Below are 19,767 nucleotides of genomic sequence, written 5' to 3'. Positions count from 1 at the left end.
TCTCCCGTGCCCCGGCCGGCGAGCATTGTCTTCCGCTCCGCAGGTCAAGGGATCCCAGTGCAACCGGTGTCACACACCCGAACCATCCCCACGCCAACTCCGCCCGAGGCCAGGCATGAAGGCCTGTTCGTACGCCTCATCCGGGCCGCGCGATGAAGGCGGCCGGGAGCAGCCGGGCCGGGGCTCGGCCGAGCCTGTGGCGGGATGCCGACTTCCGCAGGCTGTGGGTGGGCCAGACCGCGTCACAGTTCGGGGCGCAGTCCACCCAGGTCGTCCTGCCGCTCCTCGCCGTGGTGTCGCTGCACGCGGGTTCCGGTCAACTCGGGGTCCTGCGTGCGGTGGAGCAGGCACCGATCCTGCTGCTCTCACTCTTCGCGGGCGCGTGGGTCGACCGTCGGCGCGCCCGTACGGTGATGGTGGCGGCGGACTGCGGACGGGCATTCGCGCTGGCGGTGATCCCCGCCGCGTATCTGCTGGGCCTCCTCGGGCTGCCCGTACTGCTCGTGGTCGCGCTGCTCGTCGGCGTACTGAGTGTGTTCTTCGACGTGGCGTACCAGGCCTCGCTCGTACGGCTGGTGGCACGCGACCGGCTGATGCAGGGCAACAGCGCGCTGGAGGGCAGCAGATCAGCGGCGCAGATCGGCGGTCCCGCACTCGGTGGTCTGCTGGTGTCGCTGTTCCCGGGGCCGGTCGCCGTCGTACCCGGCGCGTTCTTCTTCGCGCTGTCGTCCGTGTCGATCCGGCGGATCCGCAGGCGCGAACCGGTCCCGGCGGGCAGCGACGGCCCGGCCCGCATCCGGCAGCAGATCCACGAGGGCCTCCGCTTCGTGGCCGGCAACGCCTCTCTGCGGGCGGTGGGTGTGGCCTCGGCACTCTTCCAGTTCTGGTTCGCCGCCCTGATGACCGTCTATCTGCTGTACCTCCCGCGCGGCCTGCACCTGTCGGGCACGGCCGTCGGCCTGGCACTCGCCGCGATGGGCCCGGGCGCGGTCGTGGGGTCGCTGCTGGCGGCGAGGCTGCCGGGGAGGTTCGGGTACGGCAAGGTGCTGGTGGCATCGGCGGTGATCGCGGACGGTGTGATGCTGTGCGTACCGGCGCTGCACGGTTCGGCGGCCGTCACACTCCCCGCACTCATCGGCGTCAACTTCCTCTTCGGCACCTTCGGCCAGTTGGTCAACGTGACGATCATGGCCGTGCGGCAGGCCATCACACCCGTAGGGATACAGGGCCGGGTGGTGGCGACGATCAACTTCGCCGGCATGGGCCTGACCCCGGTGGGTTCACTGCTGGGCGGCTTCCTGGCGGGCCACTGGGGACTGCGTACGAGTCTGCTGGTGACCGCCGTCGCCCTCTCGCTGTCCCCGCTGTTCATGGCGTTCTCCCCGCTGGCACGACTGGGCAGACACCTTCCGTACGAACAGCGGACGGAACCGCCGGACGTCTGCCGCCCACGCGCGGACAGCGCCCGTACGACTCCGGAGCTCCTCCAGATGGAGTTCAGCCCGCCCGCCGAATCCGGTACACGTCGCGCACGCACGCGTTGGCAAGGGAGGCGACGAGGATGACCCCCGCACACACCAGAAGAATCTGCCGGCTGCTCCAGTGCGCCGAGGCCACCGCGACCAGCAGGTACGCCCCCGGGATGGCGATGCGCTCACCGACGTGGTTGAACGCACTGAGGCGCCCCAACTCCCCGTCGGATACCTGCTGCTGCATGATCGTGGACCAGGAGACGATGGACACGTCCAGTCCGATGCCTGCGACGACGGCGGTCACCAGCACCCAGATCAGGGGCAGTTCCAGCCCGAGAGCCGCCAGCGGCAGCATGATGCCCGAACTCGTCACGACACAGACCAGCATCAGCCGTTGCGGCTTCCAGAGGAGGCATACGACCGTACCGACGAGCAGCCCGGCGGCGAAGGAGCCCTGCACGAGCCCCCAGGAGCGGGCACCGGAGTAGCTGTGGTCGGCCACGAGCGGACCGAGCAGCTGGTAGCCGGCCAGCCAGGCCGCCACGACAGCGGTCCCGGCGGCGGTGTAGCTCCAGAGCCAGCTCCGGGAGCGGAACCCGGCCCAGCCGGTACGGAGATCGCCCACGACACCGTCACCGGAGGGGACGGCCCCGGCAAGCCGGAGCCCGAGCAGGAGAAGGGCGGCAACGGCGAAGGTGGCCGCGTCCCACCCGAGCGCCCAGGCGGGCCCGGTGAACGAGACGACGAACCCGCCGATGACCGGACCGATGACCTTGACCGCGTTGCCGGGCACCCGGACCAGCGCGTTGGCCTGCTGAAGCTGTTCCATCGGTACGAGCCGGGCCGCGATCCCCTGAGCGGCAGGCGCGATGAAGGCGGCCGACACCCCCGAGAGGCAGGCGCAGACACTGATCGCGAAGGTCGTCGCCGTCCCGGTCGCGACCAGCAGGGCGACGGCCGCCTGGGCGGCGCCGGCACCGAGGTTCCCCAGAAAGAGAATGCGGCTGCGGGACATGCGGTCCGCGAGCACGCCGCCCATCAGGAGGAGGACCAGGGTCGGCACGGTGTTCGCGGTGAGCACGATCCCGAGCGACCGGGCTCCCCCGCCCTGCCCGATCACGGCGAACGCCAGCGCGACGGGTGCCATCGCCGACCCCGTGGCCGAGACCAGATGAGCCAGCAGGAACCGCCGGAAGGCAGGGATGCGCAGAGGGGACTCGGCGGGCAGCGCCGCGCGCTCACGCTGATCGGCGGTCATCGACCCGCGCCCCCAGTCCCCTCACGCTCACGGCAGGGCGCCCGGGTGGCACCGTCAACACCCGGCGCCGCCGCTGCGAGATGAGCCGTCGGTCGTGCCCTGGTGCCTGATGCATGCCGGACAGAGTAGGGGAAGTTGTTCCATGACACGGGCCTGCAGCTTCGGCTCGACCTCACGCTCGCTCATGGCCCTCCGCAGGAGAGGAAGATCGGCGCCGTGCACCCGCATGTGCTCGATCAGGGGAGCAATCCGGTCGGGACGGTTCCGGACCAGCTCGGAGACCAGCCTCAACTCCAGGCGGACGACCGGAACGACGTGACTGCCGAACCCGACGCGTACACAGTGCTCCCAGGGGCCGCGCCCCGTGCACTCGAACGTATCGGTGTGGGCCGGCCACTCGACCGTACTGATCTCCACATCGGTCCCGTCGACCCTGAACCGCGCGAAGTACTGTCGCGCTTCGGGCAGCCAGCCCGGTGCGTCCAGACACGGAAACCCGGACAGCCCGGCTGCGAATCTGTCGACGTCGCCCCGGCGGCCGACCAGGATGTCCACGTCACCCGCAGGCAGCGGAACTCCCTGCGCCAGCGCGGCCCCGGTCCCGACCAACCGGTATGCGAGGCCCAGCGCGTCGGGATGGACCTGGTCCAGGACGAGCGAGAAGAGTCTCCGCAGCTCGTCGGGGCCCTGCAGCGCCCGTGCCCTGCCATGGGGATCCATGAGGCAATTGTGCTCCCTGCACCGCACGTTGCTGTCATCCGGCGATCATGACCCGCCACACCAATCGCACAGCGGCCACGAGAGGGGGACGCTCCCGACCGGCGGCAGCCCTCACACGGTGATCCGGGACCGCGCCGGGCCGAGATGATGCACAGCCGTCTGCTGGGCGTGCGGGGCAAGCAGCTCCCGCAGTTCCAGTGCTGCGGCCTTCAGGAGGTGACCGTCGCGGGTGGCATGGAGCGTTTCGAGGATGAAGGCGACGTGGGTGGAGTCCTCGGTGACGCGGGTGCGGTGGGCATCGCGGTGGTTCCAGTGCCGGGTCAGGACGCCGCCGGTGTCCGCGTAGATGATCTCGCCGGGCTTGGGATTCTCGACGGTGTCGGGTTCGCCGAGCGGGGTGAACTCCTCGCTGCCGTCCGCGTAGCGGATGTCGACGTCGCCGGTGACCTGGCCGAGGTCGAAGGCCCCTGCGGGCAGTCCGTGACGAACGGAGACGGCGTTGTAGGAGTCGACGGGCGGGTTGATCCGGGGCAGCGCCCCCTTCTTGGCGAGGCGCCTGCCGAGCGCGTCGACGCTGGGGCGGATGCGCCGGGGGTTGGTACCGAAGGAGCGGTAGGCGGTGTGCCACGCCTCGATACGGGGGTCGGTCTCGTCGGCGGGCTGCCAGGCCCCGTCGGCGAGTTGCCGCTCCAGTTCCTCCAGCGCGACGGCCGTGTCGGGCCAGTCCTCGCGGCCACGCAGGCCGGTGGCGGTGACCACGGCGACGAGGGTGTCGGGGAAGGCGTCGGCGACAGCGGGGGCAAGGCGGAAATCGGTCATGAGCGGGGCTCCGTTCCTTCGTACGTACAACAGCGGCGGGAGTCAGGCCCTCCACGGGCCGATACGGCCCATGCGGCGGCGCTGCCGGTCCGCGGTGGGGGCGTCGAAGCCCTTCCCGCGTCGGGTGAGGGCTCAGGCGAGGGCGAGGAGGCCGACGGCAGCGGCGGCGGCGGTGAGCCCGACGATCTGGCCGCGGTGGATGCGTTCGGCCAGCACGCTGCGGGCGAGCAGGACGGTGCCGGCCGGGTAGAGCGCGGTGATGACGGCGACGACCGCGAGGTCCCCGCTGCGGGCGGCGAGCAGGAAGAGCAGGTTGGCGACCGAGTCCAGCACACCGGCGGTGGCGGACATCGCGTAGGCGGGCCGCTCGGATCCCAGCCGGCGGAACATCAGCCCGGCGGCACCCAGCGTGACGGCCGAGGACACCGCCCTGCCGATGATCAGCGGGGCGACCCCGCTGTCGGACGGCGCCTGGTGCAGGAAGACCAGCTGGAGGGCGATGGCGGCACCCGCACCGAGTGCCAGCAGCAGCGCCGTACGCGAGGGCCGCACCGATCCCGAGCCGTGCCCGGCACTGACCAGCACGACAGCGGCCAGCGCGAGCGGCAGCCCCACCAGCCCGGCGGCGCCCAGGCGCTCCCCCTGCACCAGGCCGACGCCCACGGGCAGCATGGCGGACACCAGCGCTGTCACGGGTGACAGCACATTCATCGGGCCGATCGCCAGCGTCCGGTAGAGCAGCGTGAACGCGGCGGCCGACGCGACACCGGACGCGGCGCCCCAGCCCAGGGTCTCGGCACTGAACGAGGCGCCGAGGATGGGCCACAGCAGGAGCTCGACCACGAGGGAAGCCGGGGCGGCAATCATCACGGTGCGCAGGACATGGGCCTTGCGGGCCCCGAGGCCGCCGAGGAAATCGGCGCAGCCATAGGCGAGCGAGCTGCCCAGGGCCAGCAGCAGAGCAATCACGTGCACATCCCTTACCATTCAATGGAACGACTCAAAGGTACAACGAACCGACCGTCCGGTGTCAACCAAACGACCGAGCGGTGCATTCCAGTGGTCTTCGCAAGGATGGTGATCGGATGGCCGAGACAGACACAGCCCTGCGCACACTCGCGCACAACGTCAGAGCGGCACGCACCCGTGCGGGCCTGTCCCTGGACGAGCTCGGCCGGCGCGCACAGGTCAGCAAGGGTGCGCTGGTGGGCCTGGAGAAGGCCCAGGGCAACCCCAACTTCGCCACCCTGGTCCGCCTGGCCGACACCCTGGGCATCTCGGTGTCCGCACTGATGGAAGGTCCGGCGGAAGGCCGCGTCCGCGTCGTGACGGCCGACGCCGTGACCCCTCTGTGGACGGGATCCCGGGGCAGCGAGGCCCGGCTCATGCTGACGACCTCGGGCGCGGCCCCGGTCGAGGTCTGGCGCTGGCGGCTGGAACCGGACGAGGAGTACCCCAGCCACCCGCACCAGGCCGGGGTGGTGGAAACGGTCAGCGTGACGTCCGGCCGCATGACGCTTGTCGTGGACGGCACCGAGCACCTCGTCGAAGCCGGCCAGACGGCGGCCTTCGACGGCGACGCCCCCCACACCTACCGCGGCACCGGCACCGGGACCTGCCACCTGATCATGACGGTCCACCTGCCGCCGGGCCCGGGACCGGCCGCCTGACGGCGCCCGCCTCACGGCAACGAGCGCGTGAGCCACACCACTTCACCACTGTCCTCCACGGACACGTGATCCCGCTCGAACCCGAGCTTCTCAAGGACGCGGAACGACGGTGTGTTCCACGCGCCGACGGTCGACCAGAGCCGTTTCCGCCCAGTCGCCACAGCGGCATCGAGCACGGCACCGGCCGCCTCGGTGGCATATCCGTACCCATGCGCGCGCTGGAACAGCTCATACGCGATCTCGGGCTCCTCGACGGTGGAGCGGCCGATGATCAACCCGCAATAGCCGATGAAGTCGCCTTCGTCACGGCGCTGGATGGGCAACAGGGCGAACCCCGTCGTCTCCGTCTCGGCGAGCAGCTTCGCGATGGACGTCCGGGTGCGCTCCACCGTGGGCGTCCCCTTGCCTCGTTCGGAGAGGAGGGCGCTGAACTCGACAGCATCCGAATCGGCCCACGGCCGCAGTATCAGCCGCTCGGTTTCGAGGTGGAACGGCATCGTCTCGTACGTAGACATGGCCCCCACCCTGCCTCACGGCTCACCGCCGATCCAGCACTCGCTTCCCCGTTGCCCGTTCCGTGAAGGTATGAACTGCCCCGCAACGTTTTGCACTGAACGGCATCGTCGGCGGCCGGGGACGGCAGGCATCCGGCGCAAGGCAGCGACCGGTCTGCTCCTTCGAGGTGCCCGCCGTCGGGCGAGTGGCTCGCGCCGGCCGACTCACAGATCTGCCAGTTCTTCCGGCAATGCATCGGCGATGAACGGCAGGTCTGTCCACTCGGGTTCAACTACGCTGGCGGCGTTGTCACATTGAGCGAAGGACACCTATGGCTCGCCCTTACAGCCCCGGACCGAAACAGTTCGTCTTCGTTGTCGGTGACGGCAACGACCAGCAGGTATCCGTACGCGACGCCCAGGAAGCCTACGTTGCATTCTCCGCGTTCTTCCGGGGCCGGGATTCCGATACCTACACCATCGAAGATGAACCGGCGGGCCAAAGCCTGGTGCTCATGCCCGGTCAAGGTGTGATCGCCCGGATCGAAGCGGCGGACCAACCTCGTTCGGAATACCTCCAGGTCGACAGGGCCAACCGCTATCTGCCGAGCGCGATGCTGTTCTTCGAGAACGGATATGCCGGCCTCGACCGCTTCGGCCAGTGGTTCTCGGACCTCGCCGACCTCGACGCGTCACCGGAGACCCGCGGTGCTGCACGCGCCGCCACGTTCACGACCGAAGCCGCGGCAATCCAAGAAGTAGCCCGAATCTGGGCGGACTCGGGCTACGTGGACCCGAGCGACCAGTACTACGTCTTCTTCGACTCGCATGATGTCGGCGATGACCGAGCGGAACGAGCCGAACTGCTCAAGTTGATCGAATCCCTCGGGATCGAACGAGTCGACGCCCCGGCCGAGGCCGCTGAGGGCGAAGTGTGGGTGCGCACCGACACGCGCCTCGATGTCGAATTCGAACGGTGGTCATGACGGCTGGTTCGGGACGGGGCTGCCAGCAGTACTCAGTCCGGTCGACGCCGCGATTCCGAGGTGCACGGAGCCGGGCCCACAATCTGCCGCACCACCGGAAATCTGTCATGACAGCAGAACAGAGCACCCGTCAACGAGCCGACGACAGCTACGCGTTGAAGACAAACAGAATATGGGCATCGTCAAGGTACTTGATATCGACCTCACAGCCCTTCTGCAACTGCGGCATGCGGGAGGCGAGTACGGTATCCCGGCCGTCCACGGTTCTCCTCGCATCACCCTCGCGCCAGGAGAGTCGATACGCTATTTCGAAGGACCCGCCGTCATTTGTGCCGACATGGCGGATGTCTTCCACCTGAGCCTTGATGTCCCGCCCATGCGTCTCGATCTTGTGGTCACGAACGAAGAGGCGGCCAATGCCGACGATGGCGCCCACGACGAGAATGACGGAAACAATGACAGCAAGCTTCACGAGCGACCCCTTCGCGTAAACATTCCATGCCGCACATCTATCGCCACACGTGCAAAATAATTCCGCCCCGTGCTGCCGGCAACGACGGAGACGAAACCGTCGAGACCGTTCTGTCGCTCAAGAGACAGAGACAACGCTCCCCCGCTACTCCGTTACAGCATCGAAGTCTATCGCTCCCTGAGATCCGGCCCGCTGCTGGACGGGGGCGACTGCGACGGCGACATCGCCGTCGGCGCTCACGGTCATCCGGCGCGCGTGCTGCCCGTGCGCCGGCTCGGACTCGTCGCGTCCGCCGGCCCACTGCTTGGCACCCGCATCCCTGCACTCCAGGCGATCAGCTTCACGGCAGCATGGTGATCTACTGCATGGAGTGACCATGTGCCTGGCCGGTCTGCACGAGAGCGTCCGGCGGCGAGCGAATGAGGCGGCAATGAGCGAACCGACGAAGCCCGAGATCGACCTTCCGGAGGGCGACGCTCCCACCGAGCTGACCATCCGCGACCTCCTTGTCGGGGACGGGCTTGAGGCGAAGCCGGGCAGGGTTGTCCAGGTTCACTACGTCGGGGTCACCTTCGAGTCCGAAAGAGAGTTCGACAGCTCCTGGGATCGGGGCCGGGCGTTCAAGTTCGCCGTGGGCGGCGGGAAGGTCATCAAGGGCTGGGACCGCGGGATCAGAGGGATGAAGGTCGGCGGCCGCCGCGAGATCATCGTTCCCCCGCGCCTCGGCTACGGCAAGCAGTCACCCTCGCCGCTGATCCCGGCGGGCTCGACACTCGTCTTCGTGGTGGACCTGCTCTCCGTCGCAGTCTGAGGCCTTCCGCTACGCAGCCTCTCCCGCCCGGAACCCTTCGTGCACGGCAGTCCCTGACGACCGGCTCGCGGTTCGGGTAGGGCCCCTCCGGCATGGTGCCGTGCAACCAGTCGGTGAGCCGTTGGGCCAGTGATTGCTCCAGCGGGACCAAGGCGTGCGCCTCGCAGTAGAGGTTGGTACCCCCGTCCCACATCCGCCGGAGCCGGAGCCCGATACCCGCGTCGGTATCCGTTCGTGCTGGACTGAACGCCGACCTCCGCAGTAGTTTCTGGCCGCGTGACTCACAACGACGCCATTGCCGCGTCCCGTCCCGTGTCATCGCCTGATGGCGAACCGCTCTTCGTACCGACCGCGATGACGGCCGCAGTCGTGGCCGCGCTCGGAGCCTGTGTGCTGCTGAACGCCGCGTTGCTGGTCGCTCAGCTGCGTCTCTACCGCGCACCTGACGGCTCGCATGCCGCCTCCGGGAGCGAGACGTGGGTCGACAACCTGACCGGTATGGTGCTGTTCGCCTTCCTGCTGACCGGATTCGTCTTCCTCCGCTGGCTGTGGCAGATGCGGGTGAACGCCGAGGCGCTGGCGCCCGGTGGACACCGGATGAAGCGCGGCTGGACCACAGGCGCGTGGCTGATCCCCGTCGCCTGCTTCTTTCTCCCCAAGCGGATCCTCAATGACATCTGGGCTGCCAGCTCTCCACCCGACCGCCCGCGGCGCCCCGGTGGACTGCTGACCTCGTGGTGGCTGGTCTTCGTGGCGGCGCAGCTTCTCGCCTATCCCTCCCCCTCCCGAGGCCCACTGACGACAGGCATGGCCGGGGCCGCGCTGTATGTCGTCGCAGGGGTTCTGTGCATCGGCGTGGTGCGGCGGCTTGCCACGATGCAGAGGGAGGGCCTCCGGGGATGCAACTAAGCCCAGTTCGGCGAGAGTTGGGCTGAGGGGGAGGGGCCGATGCCGGGCACACGGGAACATGGGCAGCCGTGACAAGGATTCCCATGGGCGGGAGCCCTGCAGGTCGTCGTCGCGTTCCAGGATCAGGCTGATCGATCCGTCCTCGAGGTTGATGCCACTCTCAAGATGCTCGTGGTAGCCGTCTCGGAGTTCGGGGTCGGAGAGTCTGACGAGCCGCTCGGCCAGGTCCCGCAGGCCGGCGGCGTTCGCTGCGACAGTGATCTCGGTGCCCGAGCCGTACACCTTGATCCTGGGTTCATCCATGCGGTCACGCTACAGCGGGCCTTCGTCGCCAGCCCCAACCCAGCACTCGCCCCGATCCCCTCCCTCCCTCCCATCCGGATCACCCGTTCCGGAGTGACCAACTCCCGGTACGTCCAGGCCGAGCGGGTCTCTGCCGCAATCGTCGCGATCATGCGCGCGACCTCCGCCGCCTGATCCGACTCCCCATGTCCTCAGCTCAACGAGTCCATCCGGCACACCGGGCACGCCGACATCCTGCGCGAGGGCCTCGACGGCCGGACCGGGCTGCGCGCCGAACACGAGATGCAGATCGACGAAGAAGCCCGGGCGGCCTACTGCGCGAGGCTGCACTGCCGGTTCGAACAGCGACGGCGTCCGTTGCTGCACGTCGAGGAGACGCGGATACCCACGGGCATCGACAGATTCAGCCGGCCTGTCCGAACCCCGCCAACATGCGCGTTCAAAGCGATAAAGGACCGGCCGCCCTTGATTGCCCGGCCTGGAGGCGCCCTGGCCAACCAGGAGCGCACGGGAGCGCCCGTCCTGCCGTGCTGCGGTGACCGCCGATCAGTCATCCGATTGGCCCGTTGCGGGGCGGTCGTTTGCGGTGATTGATCAAGGTGCCTCAGCGGATCACTGGAGGGAGAATCATCGATGGTATCGGCCCCCTGCATTTGACAGCCGTAGTGTGCCTGGTCATCGTAGGAATCGCGCTCGCGACTTACGGATGGCGCATGGCCAAGAAGGGCCCAGAAGGAACGACCGCACGCGTTGAAGTTCTTTCCGGCATCGGCGGTGGTCTGATTACGGGCTTCGCTGTCGGTCTGAGCGTGCTGTTCCTGGAGAGGGGATTCGTCGCCGCGCAGGAGCGAGCAGCCTGGCGCGCCAATGTAGAAATTGCCGAAAGTATCCCTGGGTTCACCCCCGGGAAGCGGTCACTGGAAGGCATGCATTTCGCCGGCAAGAGGTTGAAGGACGCCGACTTCCGCAACCTCGACCTGCATGGCGTGAGCTTCCGTGACACCGAGCTTCTGGGCGCAAGATTTGACGGCGCCAACCTGCGTGGCGCTGACTTCACCAACGCCGATCTGGAGACCGCTATTTTCGGAAAGGCCGACCTCTCCAAGGCTCTGCTACTCGGTAGCAATCTCGGCCGTGCGGACATGGCCCATGTCAAGTCCGTACACGAAGCGCAGGTGAACACGAATACATGCTGGCCGCCCAGCCGCTTCCAGGGGTTCAGAAACCTCAAAATGCAGACCACCCCCATGCCTCGGAACGACGACCAGGGCACGCCCGTCAAGGGATGGGGCACTGATGGGCCATGCCCGGATTGGACAGCTGACTGAATCGGCACGACCCCGAAGCCGCCGCCAGCGAGGGCCTGTCGCCATCCGGCACGCGCAGCATCGCCGGACACCCGCCTTGTAGGTTCGGCCACAACACCGCCACCGATGGGCACTCTCTGCCCCTCGAAGCCTCCGGCTCCCATTCAGGGCTGTCGCGATCCGCTTCCGTTGATGTCAGCTATGGACGTCATGGCGTCGTCTGACCGACGCTCTACCGGATCATGCAAACCTCGCCACTCCGGCCTCTGGGAGCCCTTGAAGCCCTCTCTCCGCGATCACTTCTCCCGCCAATTTGGCATAATGCGGATAGGGTTTCCATTTGAGTTTCGACTCCCTGGCTTCAATGAAATAATCTCCATGCCCATCATAGGAAAGGGCAAGCATCTCCCCCCACTCCGCCACCACCAAGTCCCTATCCACGTATTCACGACTGACATACAGCCCCAATAAGTCGAACATTGCCACGGCCTGCGATACAGCCCAGTGATCATCCCGCTTTCGGCGATACATGACCTCGGCATCTCTCTTACTATTTACCCGTCGACGGAGGATGTCCCTACCTCGCTGAAGATCCGGCTGCATAAGCTGCTCATTTAGCGAAAGAAACAGATTTCGCTTGTCATTCTCAACACTGCGCCTTTCTTGCCTTCGACTCGCCAGAAACAGCGCAAGTGAAATTGATGCGGCCACCACTGCAGCCACCGCTGCCACTACTGTGCCAATCGTCGTCCAGTCCATGCCTGAGTGAAACACAGGAAATGCTCGAAACGACGATTTAGTAGTCCGATCGGGGTTAACTGAAACCCTTCGACAGCAAGCCGGCGGAGCGGCTTCGGCCACAGAAATTGCCTCCCAGTCCGTGTGGACCAGGAGGCAATTTCGGGTTCGCACCTGCGGTTTCCTACTGTGGGTGCGGACGGTTTCGAACCGCCGACATCTGCTTTGCATGCCTGGCACCGGTGCCTGAGCCATCACAACAGCGCAGTCCGTCTATGCGTTACAACGGCTTCTACCAGCCGCGGACGCCGTGACGTTCCCCAAGTGACCGCGGCTGACCGCCCGATCTGGCACGTATCCGGCACGCGCGCCTATAGCTCAACGCGATCGCTCACCACGTCGTCACCGGGCTCCCCATAGCGCAGCACGACATGTGCCGGCCGAAACGGGAGCATGCGCAATCCAGGCTCCATCACCCGGAACAAATCTTCGGCGTCAGGACCATAGGCGTAGATAACAGCTTCTCCCCCGCCGAACTCATTGCCGTCGACCTCACCCACACCAGCCGCTGCGACCGCGGCCCCGATGGACCGCTCGGCTTCGAAGACCAATGACCTCTGGTCAGGTTCACCGAAGTCGTCGCCGCCCAGCTGGAAGCGAGCGATCACGGCATGTTCCGGAGTCTCTTCCGGCGAGTCATAGAGCGCGTTCTGCATGGCAACACCCTCCCACCGAGCTCTGACAGCCAGGCTCCGGCCCGGGCATCTGAGACGGCCAACCGGGAAGCCTTCAGCAGGGGAAAGCCGCGTCGTCCCCAGCCTGCGCCTCGGCCGCCCGAGCCTGAGGCTGGTGCTCGGCGTCACAGAACGTGTACCGCTCCTGCCGGACCTCCAACCCAGTGGTGTTCTGGCCCCACGCATCCAACGCGTCGATCGCCCTCGCCCGGTACTGCCGAAGCGTGCTCGTGGCCAAGCTGTCGCGCAGCATGGGGATCAAGATGTCTCGGTGGTGAATCAGACGGGGATCGTCCAGTAGCGGGATACAGGCAGAAATGGCTGCTGCACGTACGTCGGGGTCGCGTTCCTCGAGGAACGCGGAGACGGCATGGAACAGCTGCGGCCGAATCCGGCAGATCGCGACGAACGGCGGGTACTCCTCCGGAGGAAACCCGAAACGCCGCATGGTGGCCGCGGCCGCGTCGCCTGCGGCATTGGCGACGGAGTCGACCCACCCCAGCAACTCGACACGCATCGGTCCGGGGAACGCGTGACGCTCTTTGTCGACGGCCTCAAGGGTCCGGGCGTCACCGAGGATGCCCGCCACGTACACGGCGGCCGGTGCTGTGGCGGTGTACAGGGTGTTCTGGTGGTGCACGACGTGATGAAGACGGCTCAACGCCTGCGACCTCACACGCAGTTCGGTGTGCATCAGATCCAGCAGAATCTGCGGTACGTCCTCCGCTGTCCCATAGGCATGGTCCAGGACGCTCCATGCTGTGCTGGCCAGTGCTTCTGCAGGGTCGAGAGGCTCGGTTGCCTCCTGGGGGAACGTCACGGCGCGAGTATGTCAGGGTCGGCGAGTGCGAGTCGCCGACCCTGCATCTACCAAACCCCGCTGGTCGCACAGCCTGCGTACAGAGCCGCTGTACGGATGACTTCTTCGTCCCGAGACAACTCGGGTGGGTGCGCTGTCTGAGGTCCCTGTGCCGAAACCTCAGCTCTGGCGGATTTTCGCCAACTTGTGCGCCTTGACCTGGCTTTCAATAACGGCTCGCAGACCCTCGGCATTGTCCGCTTCCATGCTCAAGGAAGCGATCCATGCCTTCTCGCCGACCCAGTCCAGGGGAAGCCTGTGCTTAGGCCACTTCTTCACCAGGTCTCGAGCAAGTTGCAGCCCTTCCTCTGCCAGGTCCCTGTCCCCACTCGCCGACGGGATGAGGATGCTGTCTTCAACCTCCCCTACTGCGGGCCGGCCCATACCGTGCTGGGCTATCGCGGAAGCGCGCAGTTCAGTGACGACCTCTCCGACGGTAGGCGGAGCATCGAGACTCAATCGCGCCTGGCCAGCGAGGCGCCGGGCGGCGTCGAGATATTCCTCCGCATGCTCGGTAAACCTGATGGATTCCTGCACCCCCGAGCTCGACGCCAAGCGTTGACCAAGGGCCAGAGAGACGACTGGGAACGGCCGTGTCAATGCGTGAATGTGCGCGGTCGGGAAATAGGCATCACCCGAAGTGGAACGATCAAGAGTGATTCCCTGAACCAAGGGCCCAACCCTGCGCAACAGCCACAAAGGACGCCAGATGTCGAAGCCGACGAAGGCACGGGCCCAATCCGCCGTTACTTGCTTGGCTGTCGCTGCATCCGTTTTCATCGTCGCCCTACCTCTACGGTGATCACCTGTGGTACAGAAATCTACCTTCGTTGGTCCGGGCACATGCCAGAGCTCACAGCGGTCACGCGAGCGTGCGCACCCAGACCTTGGAGGCCTATGGACACGGGCTGTACGCCGCCCAGTACGAGGAACTGGCTGTGGCCTCGCTCTCGGATGCCACTCCGGTGCGCTTACAGAGTCGACCACTGACGATCTTTCGCGACCACCCGATCTACCCGTATTGCTACGCGAAGAACGATGTCGCCGTCACAGCCGCGCGCCTACGTCGCGCTACCGGCTTCCGCTCGGATCTGATTCGCCGACATGGCCCAGCACCGATGCAGCAGGCCTTCGGCTTGGACTTCGATGGGTCCGATGAGCTGGAGGTGCACCCCGACCTCAATCTCCTACCAGAGGACGTGCGCCTCGTCCTGGTCGCCTACGCGTGCTCCATCAGCCAAGGCGTGATGCGCATCGAATGAGGCTCGGCCGAACTGCGCCGGGAGGACCGCTACCTCATCTGGCACCGCCACGAGCCCCAGTCTCCTGGTCCCTGGCCAGCAAGAAACCCCCAACCTCGGCGACACACTGGAAGCGGTTCACCAGGGCGTCTCCCCGGCGAAATACTTCGCCGCTTTGCGCAGGATCTCGCGTTCCTCCTCCAGCTCGCGGACCTTCTTCCGCAGGGCGGCGTTCTCGGCCTCCAACTGGGCCGGCGGCAGGGCCGGTTCCTGCGTCCGACGTCCCCGGGGACGGCTCACCCCGCCCGCCCTCACCCAGTTCCGCAGCGTCTCCGGGTTGATCCCCAGATCGGCTGCGACCGACCTGATCGTCGCTTCCGGCCGTGACTCGTACAGCGCGACCGCGTCCGCCTTGAACTGTGGCGGGTAGTTCTTCATGACCACGAGATGTCCGTTCTCAGATCCTCAGGATCCAGTTTCTCGTGTGTTCAACATCAGGGGTCAAGGCCCCAGGACGGTCTTGGCTGGTCATCAGCCGTACAGCGGGGCCAAGCCTGTCAGCGCGTGCCTGCACCGCCTTACGCCCCAATTGACCGCGGCTGACCGCGGCTGACCGCTCAATCTGGCACGGATCTGGCACGCGCATCGTCGCCGACACCTGTCTTGCAAGTTCGATCACCGGTGGCCTCCTCCGTGGAAGCTTGCGGAGCCACCGGTCACAAAATGTGCTCAAGGTTGCCTGCGTCCGCCGCCGTTGATCTACCACGTGGATGTCAGCCGATCAGGTCCGGAGGCGGGCAGGGCTCCAGTGGGTCGCGCGCCCGCCCGGGCTCTCACACAAGCGGCTGGGGAGCGACCGGCAGCTGTTCGCTGTGGGGCCACGTGAAGGTGCGGTCAGGTTCGAGGTGTGCCTCTCCCCAATAGATCGCGTGAATGCCGTTTTCCGCGTCGGCCGTGAAAAAGAAGCAGACGAGCTTCGTGGAGGCCCCGAGCTCCTCAAAGGCTTCGTGCAGTCCTAGTAGGGCTTGGTCATGTGCGGTTTGTGATGGCGTGTCTTCTTGATCGGTGGTGTCGTTGACCGGGTGTGCTGAGTGAGGAGTTGGCTGCGGTCCGGTGTGATCTGGAGGACTTCGCGGCGGAGATGTTCGAGCCGTTCGCGCGGGCGGATCAGCGTCGGTGGGGCGGGGTCTATCTGCGGGGCCTGCTGCTGGACGGCGGGCGCAAGTCGGTGGAGCCGATGGCCGCCCGCCTGGGCGAGGACGGGAACCGGCAGGCGCTGGCCCACTTCGTCACCTCCAGTCCGTGGGATGCGGCGCATGTGCGGGCCCGGCTGGCCTGGCGCATGCAGCCGGTCATCAAACCCACCGCCCTGGTCATCGATGACACCGGCTTCCTCAAGGACGGGGACGCCTCGGCATGCGTGACCCGGCAGTACACCGGCACGGCGGGCAAGGTCACCAACTGCCAGGCCGGAGTCTCGCTCCACTTGGCTTCCAACGGCGCCTCGGCGGCGGTGAACTGGCGGCTGTTCCTGCCCGGGAGCTGGGATCCTGCCTCGCCAAAGGCCGACCAGGCCAAGGTGGCCCGTCGTGACAAGTGCGCCATCCCTGCCCAGGTGGGGCATGTCGAGAAGTGGCAGCTGGCCCTCGACATGATCGATGAGACGCGGTCCTGGGGCATCGAGGTGCCCCAGGTCATCGCCGACGGCGGCTACGGGGACACCGCCGCCTTCCGGCTCGGCCTGGAAGAACGAGGTCTCGACTACGTGGTGGGCATCTCGACCACGACCACCGCGCAACCCGAGGACGCACAGCCATGCACCCCGGCCTACTCCGGCCGGGGCCCGCGGCCGATTCTTGCTTACCCCGAGCCGGCCCAGCGAGTGAAGAGCCTGGTCATCGCGGCCGGCAAATCCTCCGCGCGGCCGGTGCAGTGGAGGGAGGGATCACGGCCGGGCAGCGGCCGCAGCGGGTTCAAGCGCATGTACTCGCGCTTCGTGGCCCTGCGGATCCGGCCCGCCGGACGTGAGATCCGCATGGCCGCGGCCACCGCCGAGCTTCCGGTCCGCTGGCTGCTGGCCGAATGGCCCGCCGACCAGGACGAACCCGTCCAGTTCTGGCTCTCCAACCTGCCAGAGACCACCCCGCTGCCCGTCCTCGTGCGCACCGCGAAGCTCCGCTGGCGCATCGAGAACGACTACCGGGAGATGAAACAGGCCCTGGGCCTGGCCCACTTCGAAGGCCGGACCTGGCCAGGCTGGCACCACCACGTCACCCTCGTCTCGGTCGCCCACGCCTTCTGCACCCTCCAGCGACTGAACCGATCCCCAAAAGAGACGGCGCCGGCCTGAGCCTCTACCGAGTCGTCCGCGAACTGCAGACACTCCTCGCGACCTGGACCGGCGCCTGCCCCACCTGTCACCGCGACATGCCAGACCCCGCACCAACATGACCAAGCACTACTAGGTACTCCTCCGTCGTCAGGTCGTCATCGAGATCGAACAGTCCTTCCGGCGACTGCGGCCCGTGCGCCCGAAACAGCCGACGGCGCGTGGGGGATGCGTTCGAAGGCAACCGAGCGCGATCAAGAGGCCTGGGTCTGTTCGCGTACCTGAAAGGGAACAGTGCATGATCGTTGATCACCGCATACTCGTACCCGCGCACGTCCCGCACGGACTCGCTCAATTGCCGTGCCGTGTCAGCCAGATTTTCGCGCACAGCTTCCGCGAGGGTGGAGCCGTATGGGCTTCGCTTCTTTAACCCGGCCGTGAGGTGCGTGGCATGAGCCTGCGCGTGAGCCCGAGCCAACTGCACCGGAACGGCAGCAGCGATCCTGCCGGCCTGTTGCCCGAACCGTTTCGCCGCCCAAACCGAAGGCCTGGCCCAGTTCTCCCCTGACGCAATCATGCAGCGTCCCCCTCCCCGCTCGTCCACCTATCAACTGTGTGACAGGCGCACGAAGCGGGGGCAAGGGAGCGATCCGGCCACATGGTGCAAAGTGAACCTGCTGCGAGCTGGTGAGCCCCTCGAAGCTAACTACCGGCCTCAAGGTCGCTGAAGACTCCCGCCCTCGTCAGAGCAATGACAACGGGTACTGACGGACACGCACGGTCGGCACAGTTGCGGTATTTCGGTGCTGTACGGCGGCGTTCGACGATCGCTCAACCTCGCCGCGCACTCACCGAATGGGCGGATTTCGCCCCCCGTCTCCGGGTTCGCCAGTGGCGCGCACGCGCGCTTGGCTCAAGAGCTGGTGGGTATCAAGTGCGCCTCGTGCGAGCCCAGGCAAACAGCCACCGTGGTGTCAACTCGTCGGGCATCATGACCCGTTATGGATGATGGGATGGTCGCACTGGTTGCAGCGGGCTGCGGGCTTCTCGGGTCGGTTCTGGGGTCGGGTGTCACGGCGTGGGCTGCGAAAGCCGGTGCGGACAAGAGCGCGGAGACTGTGCTTGGACAAACGCACGATCAAGCTGCAAATGAGCATGCGCATTGGCTGCGGCAGCAACGCCTTTCTGCCTGTGAAGGATTCCTTGACGCTTGGGATGAGTGCACCCGCACGAGAAAGGAACTGGCTCGCCGGACGGAGGGGAGCCAACCTGATGCCAATCGCGCAGATTTGAGCCGTTCGGCGTCGCGCATGCTTGAGCGCGCAAGACGCATAGCGATTCTTGGCCCCGGCGAGGTCTCCCAAGCTGCCGAGTCGATCTCAGAAGCAATGCTAAAAAACATCGAAAGGGAAGATGAGTTCGGAAAGTACATGGAAAGTGCTGTGAGCCGCATGAGAGAGCAGCAGAGTCAGATTCACAACCTCGCCCCAAACCTCCATTGGGGGCCGCTCAGAGAGGCGTTCCGTCACGCGCACGACGTGGAGGAGTTGCAACAACGCTATTCCCTGGAGGAATTAGATCGGATTGTGACTGACGCGGAGGGATCGACGGAAGAGACGCAAGAGTGGCTCCGCAGAATGACTGCCTTCGGCGAGCTCGGAGAAGAGGTAAACAATGAAGGTGCGCGGTTCCTACAGGAATTTCAACGCAACATTCAAGTGGCGGAAGAGAACAGAGAGGTCTTCGTGCGCACGGTACGGAGCTCGATCGCGAGTCCGCCGCAGCGTGATGTCTAGGCCGTTTCGATTGGATCAAGAGAGCGTGGAGCACCTTGCTTGTAGTACGTAGGTCTGGGGACCCGATCACTCCGTCGAGAGAAGCCATCTGACCTGGCCGTTCCGCCGTGATTGCTCACTGAGCCTGCTGCGGCTCTACGTGACGACATCCGATCATTCGAGACTGGCTCTGGGGGGCGTGTGGCTGTTCCTTTTGCTCGGAGTCGTGCCCTACGCGTGATCCGCGGCATCGGCTCGTTCCTAAAAGAACTCCTGGGGGAGCTCGCCGGAGAGGTAGTACTGACGGTAGTCGCCTGCCTTGCCGTCGGGGGTCTGACTCTGGCGTTTGTCTGGGGATGGAAACGCAGTCCGCTCGTCACCGAGGGTATAGGTGGTGCCTTGCTGCCCTTCCTCGCCTATGGCGGCTGGGAGCTGCTTCGTCCCGCCAGGCCAGGGAGGCGCGGACGACTGGCCGGCATGGTGGCCGCCACGTTTGCCGTGGCCGCCCTATTCATCGCCTACGCCTGGTCCTGCACCTGCTCCTGAACGGTCACGCTAGACACAAGAGACGGAGAAGGCCTTATTTGAGGGTGCGAGTGGATCACGCTGCAGCTACAACCTTTTTACTGATACAGAGGTCTTGGGATTCTGGGGCGTCCACGAACGAAGTGGTCGCGTGGGAGGGGCGCTATGGATGCTGGAACTTCGGCTGTGCTCGCGGGCGGTATCGCTGGGGCTGTGTCGCTGGGCGGCACGTGGATCACGTATCAGCAGGCCAAGCGACAGACCCCACCGAAGGATTGGATAGACGCCTCTGGGCCCGGAAGGCTCAACTCCCTAAACAGGTCATTGGGCGAATATGCACACTTC

20 protein-coding genes and 2 pseudogenes are annotated in these 19,767 nt (G+C 66.2%); 10 read left to right on the top strand and 12 right to left on the bottom strand.

Annotated elements, in window-relative coordinates; genetic code table 11:
• Positions 1–152 precede the first annotated feature (152 nt).
• Positions 153–1,565, top strand: coding sequence for an MFS transporter (locus OG912_RS24995; protein WP_327711329.1), 1,413 nt, complete (start codon positions 153–155; stop codon positions 1,563–1,565).
• Here the strand turns inward: OG912_RS24995 and OG912_RS24990 are convergent.
• The 4 genes from OG912_RS24990 to OG912_RS24975 form a co-directional block, all read right to left on the bottom strand.
• A complete protein-coding gene (locus OG912_RS24990) occupies positions 1,498–2,730 on the bottom strand; it encodes an MFS transporter (protein ID WP_327711328.1) in 1,233 nt (410 codons plus the stop codon). The two genes, OG912_RS24995 and OG912_RS24990, sit on opposite strands and share 68 nt — an antisense overlap.
• A 54-nt stretch (positions 2,731–2,784) precedes the next feature.
• A complete protein-coding gene (locus tag OG912_RS24985) occupies positions 2,785–3,450 on the bottom strand; it encodes a hypothetical protein (RefSeq protein ID WP_327711327.1) in 666 nt (221 codons plus the stop codon).
• A 111-nt stretch (positions 3,451–3,561) separates the two neighbouring features.
• Positions 3,562–4,269 (bottom strand): B3/B4 domain-containing protein, encoded by a 708-nt coding sequence (locus tag OG912_RS24980; protein ID WP_327711326.1) that lies wholly within the window; start codon positions 4,267–4,269, stop codon positions 3,562–3,564.
• 132 nt (positions 4,270–4,401) lie between these two features.
• Positions 4,402–5,238: an EamA family transporter gene (locus OG912_RS24975; protein ID WP_326740590.1), complete on the bottom strand. Its 837-nt coding sequence runs from the start codon at positions 5,236–5,238 to the stop codon at positions 4,402–4,404.
• Between the two features lie 116 nt (positions 5,239–5,354).
• Between OG912_RS24975 and OG912_RS24970 the strand changes: the two genes are divergently transcribed.
• Positions 5,355–5,939 carry a helix-turn-helix domain-containing protein gene (locus tag OG912_RS24970; RefSeq protein WP_327711325.1) on the top strand — a complete coding sequence of 195 codons (585 nt, stop codon included), beginning with the start codon at positions 5,355–5,357 and terminating at the stop codon, positions 5,937–5,939.
• Positions 5,940–5,950: 11 nt separating this feature from the next.
• Here the strand turns inward: OG912_RS24970 and OG912_RS24965 are convergent, their stop codons facing one another.
• A complete protein-coding gene (locus OG912_RS24965) occupies positions 5,951–6,454 on the bottom strand; it encodes a GNAT family N-acetyltransferase (RefSeq protein WP_327711324.1) in 504 nt (167 codons plus the stop codon).
• 311 nt (positions 6,455–6,765) lie between these two features.
• Here OG912_RS24965 and OG912_RS24960 point away from each other — a divergent pair, with 311 nt between their 5' ends.
• Complete coding sequence (locus OG912_RS24960) at positions 6,766–7,419, top strand: DUF6357 family protein (RefSeq protein ID WP_327711323.1); 654 nt, start codon at positions 6,766–6,768, stop codon at positions 7,417–7,419.
• Between the two features lie 148 nt (positions 7,420–7,567).
• Here the strand turns inward: OG912_RS24960 and OG912_RS24955 are convergent, their stop codons facing one another.
• A complete protein-coding gene (locus OG912_RS24955; protein ID WP_327711322.1) occupies positions 7,568–7,891 on the bottom strand; it encodes a hypothetical protein in 324 nt (107 codons plus the stop codon).
• Positions 7,892–8,321: 430 nt separating this feature from the next.
• On the opposite strand from OG912_RS24955, the gene OG912_RS24950 reads away from it, so the two are divergent.
• Together OG912_RS24950 and OG912_RS24945 are read left to right on the top strand one after the other, a co-directional pair.
• Positions 8,322–8,702, top strand: coding sequence for an FKBP-type peptidyl-prolyl cis-trans isomerase (locus OG912_RS24950; RefSeq protein ID WP_327711321.1), 381 nt, complete (start codon positions 8,322–8,324; stop codon positions 8,700–8,702).
• 276 nt (positions 8,703–8,978) lie between these two features.
• On the top strand, positions 8,979–9,611 hold the full coding sequence (locus OG912_RS24945) for a DUF4328 domain-containing protein (RefSeq protein ID WP_327711320.1): 633 nt from the start codon (positions 8,979–8,981) through the stop codon (positions 9,609–9,611).
• Between the two features lie 171 nt (positions 9,612–9,782).
• Here OG912_RS24945 and OG912_RS40085 read toward each other — a convergent pair.
• Positions 9,783–9,914, bottom strand: a pseudogene (locus OG912_RS40085) (Imm32 family immunity protein); the annotation flags it as partial.
• Between the two features lie 195 nt (positions 9,915–10,109).
• Between OG912_RS40085 and OG912_RS24935 the strand changes: the two are divergent.
• Positions 10,110–10,241: pseudogene (locus tag OG912_RS24935) on the top strand (type I restriction endonuclease subunit M); the annotation flags it as partial.
• Between the two features lie 386 nt (positions 10,242–10,627).
• Positions 10,628–11,242: a pentapeptide repeat-containing protein gene (locus tag OG912_RS24930; protein WP_327711318.1), complete on the top strand. Its 615-nt coding sequence runs from the start codon at positions 10,628–10,630 to the stop codon at positions 11,240–11,242.
• Between the two features lie 219 nt (positions 11,243–11,461).
• On the opposite strand, the gene OG912_RS24925 is transcribed toward OG912_RS24930, so the two are convergent.
• From OG912_RS24925 to OG912_RS24910, 4 genes are all read right to left on the bottom strand, one after another.
• A complete protein-coding gene (locus OG912_RS24925) occupies positions 11,462–11,980 on the bottom strand; it encodes a hypothetical protein (RefSeq protein ID WP_327711317.1) in 519 nt (172 codons plus the stop codon).
• A 350-nt stretch (positions 11,981–12,330) separates the two neighbouring features.
• Complete coding sequence (locus OG912_RS24920; RefSeq protein ID WP_327711316.1) at positions 12,331–12,675, bottom strand: hypothetical protein; 345 nt, start codon at positions 12,673–12,675, stop codon at positions 12,331–12,333.
• Positions 12,676–12,748: 73 nt separating this feature from the next.
• Positions 12,749–13,513, bottom strand: coding sequence for a hypothetical protein (locus OG912_RS24915; protein ID WP_327711315.1), 765 nt, complete (start codon positions 13,511–13,513; stop codon positions 12,749–12,751).
• Positions 13,514–13,672: 159 nt separating this feature from the next.
• Positions 13,673–14,332 carry a hypothetical protein gene (locus OG912_RS24910; protein WP_327711314.1) on the bottom strand — a complete coding sequence of 220 codons (660 nt, stop codon included), beginning with the start codon at positions 14,330–14,332 and terminating at the stop codon, positions 13,673–13,675.
• Positions 14,333–14,424: 92 nt separating this feature from the next.
• Between OG912_RS24910 and OG912_RS24905 the strand changes: the two genes are divergently transcribed.
• The gene (locus tag OG912_RS24905; protein WP_327711313.1) at positions 14,425–14,814 is read left to right on the top strand and encodes a hypothetical protein; all 390 of its coding nucleotides are present in this window, start codon (positions 14,425–14,427) and stop codon (positions 14,812–14,814) included.
• 117 nt (positions 14,815–14,931) lie between these two features.
• On the opposite strand, the gene OG912_RS24900 is transcribed toward OG912_RS24905, so the two are convergent.
• Positions 14,932–15,231, bottom strand: coding sequence for a transposase (locus OG912_RS24900; RefSeq protein WP_327711312.1), 300 nt, complete (start codon positions 15,229–15,231; stop codon positions 14,932–14,934).
• Positions 15,232–15,877: 646 nt separating this feature from the next.
• Between OG912_RS24900 and OG912_RS24895 the strand changes: the two genes are divergently transcribed.
• On the top strand, positions 15,878–17,143 hold the full coding sequence (locus OG912_RS24895) for an IS701 family transposase (RefSeq protein WP_443061018.1): 1,266 nt from the start codon (positions 15,878–15,880) through the stop codon (positions 17,141–17,143).
• 980 nt (positions 17,144–18,123) lie between these two features.
• Complete coding sequence (locus tag OG912_RS24890) at positions 18,124–18,918, top strand: hypothetical protein (RefSeq protein WP_327711311.1); 795 nt, start codon at positions 18,124–18,126, stop codon at positions 18,916–18,918.
• Positions 18,919–19,767 lie beyond the last annotated feature (849 nt).

The sequence above is a fragment of the Streptomyces sp. NBC_00464 genome (genome assembly GCF_036013915.1).
Classification (GTDB): domain Bacteria; phylum Actinomycetota; class Actinomycetes; order Streptomycetales; family Streptomycetaceae; genus Streptomyces.
The sequence above is the reverse complement of the archived record's forward strand: the minus strand, read 5'-3'. Positions and strand labels throughout refer to the sequence as shown.

What these genes read in the sequence shown, in the direction of transcription:
- OG912_RS24920 (WP_327711316.1), bottom strand. Translation starts at nt 12,675, where the DNA reads ATGCAGAACGCGCTCTATGACTCGCCGGAAGAGACTCCGGAACATGCC.
- OG912_RS24965 (WP_327711324.1), bottom strand. Translation starts at nt 6,454, where the DNA reads ATGTCTACGTACGAGACGATGCCGTTCCACCTCGAAACCGAGCGGCTG.
- OG912_RS24930 (WP_327711318.1), top strand. Translation starts at nt 10,628, where the DNA reads ATGGCCAAGAAGGGCCCAGAAGGAACGACCGCACGCGTTGAAGTTCTT.
- OG912_RS24970 (WP_327711325.1), top strand. Translation starts at nt 5,355, where the DNA reads ATGGCCGAGACAGACACAGCCCTGCGCACACTCGCGCACAACGTCAGA.
- OG912_RS24890 (WP_327711311.1), top strand. Translation starts at nt 18,124, where the DNA reads ATGGATGATGGGATGGTCGCACTGGTTGCAGCGGGCTGCGGGCTTCTC.
- OG912_RS24900 (WP_327711312.1), bottom strand. Translation starts at nt 15,231, where the DNA reads ATGAAGAACTACCCGCCACAGTTCAAGGCGGACGCGGTCGCGCTGTAC.
- OG912_RS24985 (WP_327711327.1), bottom strand. Translation starts at nt 3,450, where the DNA reads ATGGATCCCCATGGCAGGGCACGGGCGCTGCAGGGCCCCGACGAGCTG.
- OG912_RS24995 (WP_327711329.1), top strand. Translation starts at nt 153, where the DNA reads ATGAAGGCGGCCGGGAGCAGCCGGGCCGGGGCTCGGCCGAGCCTGTGG.
- OG912_RS24990 (WP_327711328.1), bottom strand. Translation starts at nt 2,730, where the DNA reads ATGACCGCCGATCAGCGTGAGCGCGCGGCGCTGCCCGCCGAGTCCCCT.
- OG912_RS24925 (WP_327711317.1), bottom strand. Translation starts at nt 11,980, where the DNA reads ATGGACTGGACGACGATTGGCACAGTAGTGGCAGCGGTGGCTGCAGTG.
- OG912_RS24950 (WP_327711321.1), top strand. Translation starts at nt 8,322, where the DNA reads ATGAGCGAACCGACGAAGCCCGAGATCGACCTTCCGGAGGGCGACGCT.
- OG912_RS24960 (WP_327711323.1), top strand. Translation starts at nt 6,766, where the DNA reads ATGGCTCGCCCTTACAGCCCCGGACCGAAACAGTTCGTCTTCGTTGTC.
- OG912_RS24910 (WP_327711314.1), bottom strand. Translation starts at nt 14,332, where the DNA reads ATGAAAACGGATGCAGCGACAGCCAAGCAAGTAACGGCGGATTGGGCC.
- OG912_RS24980 (WP_327711326.1), bottom strand. Translation starts at nt 4,269, where the DNA reads ATGACCGATTTCCGCCTTGCCCCCGCTGTCGCCGACGCCTTCCCCGAC.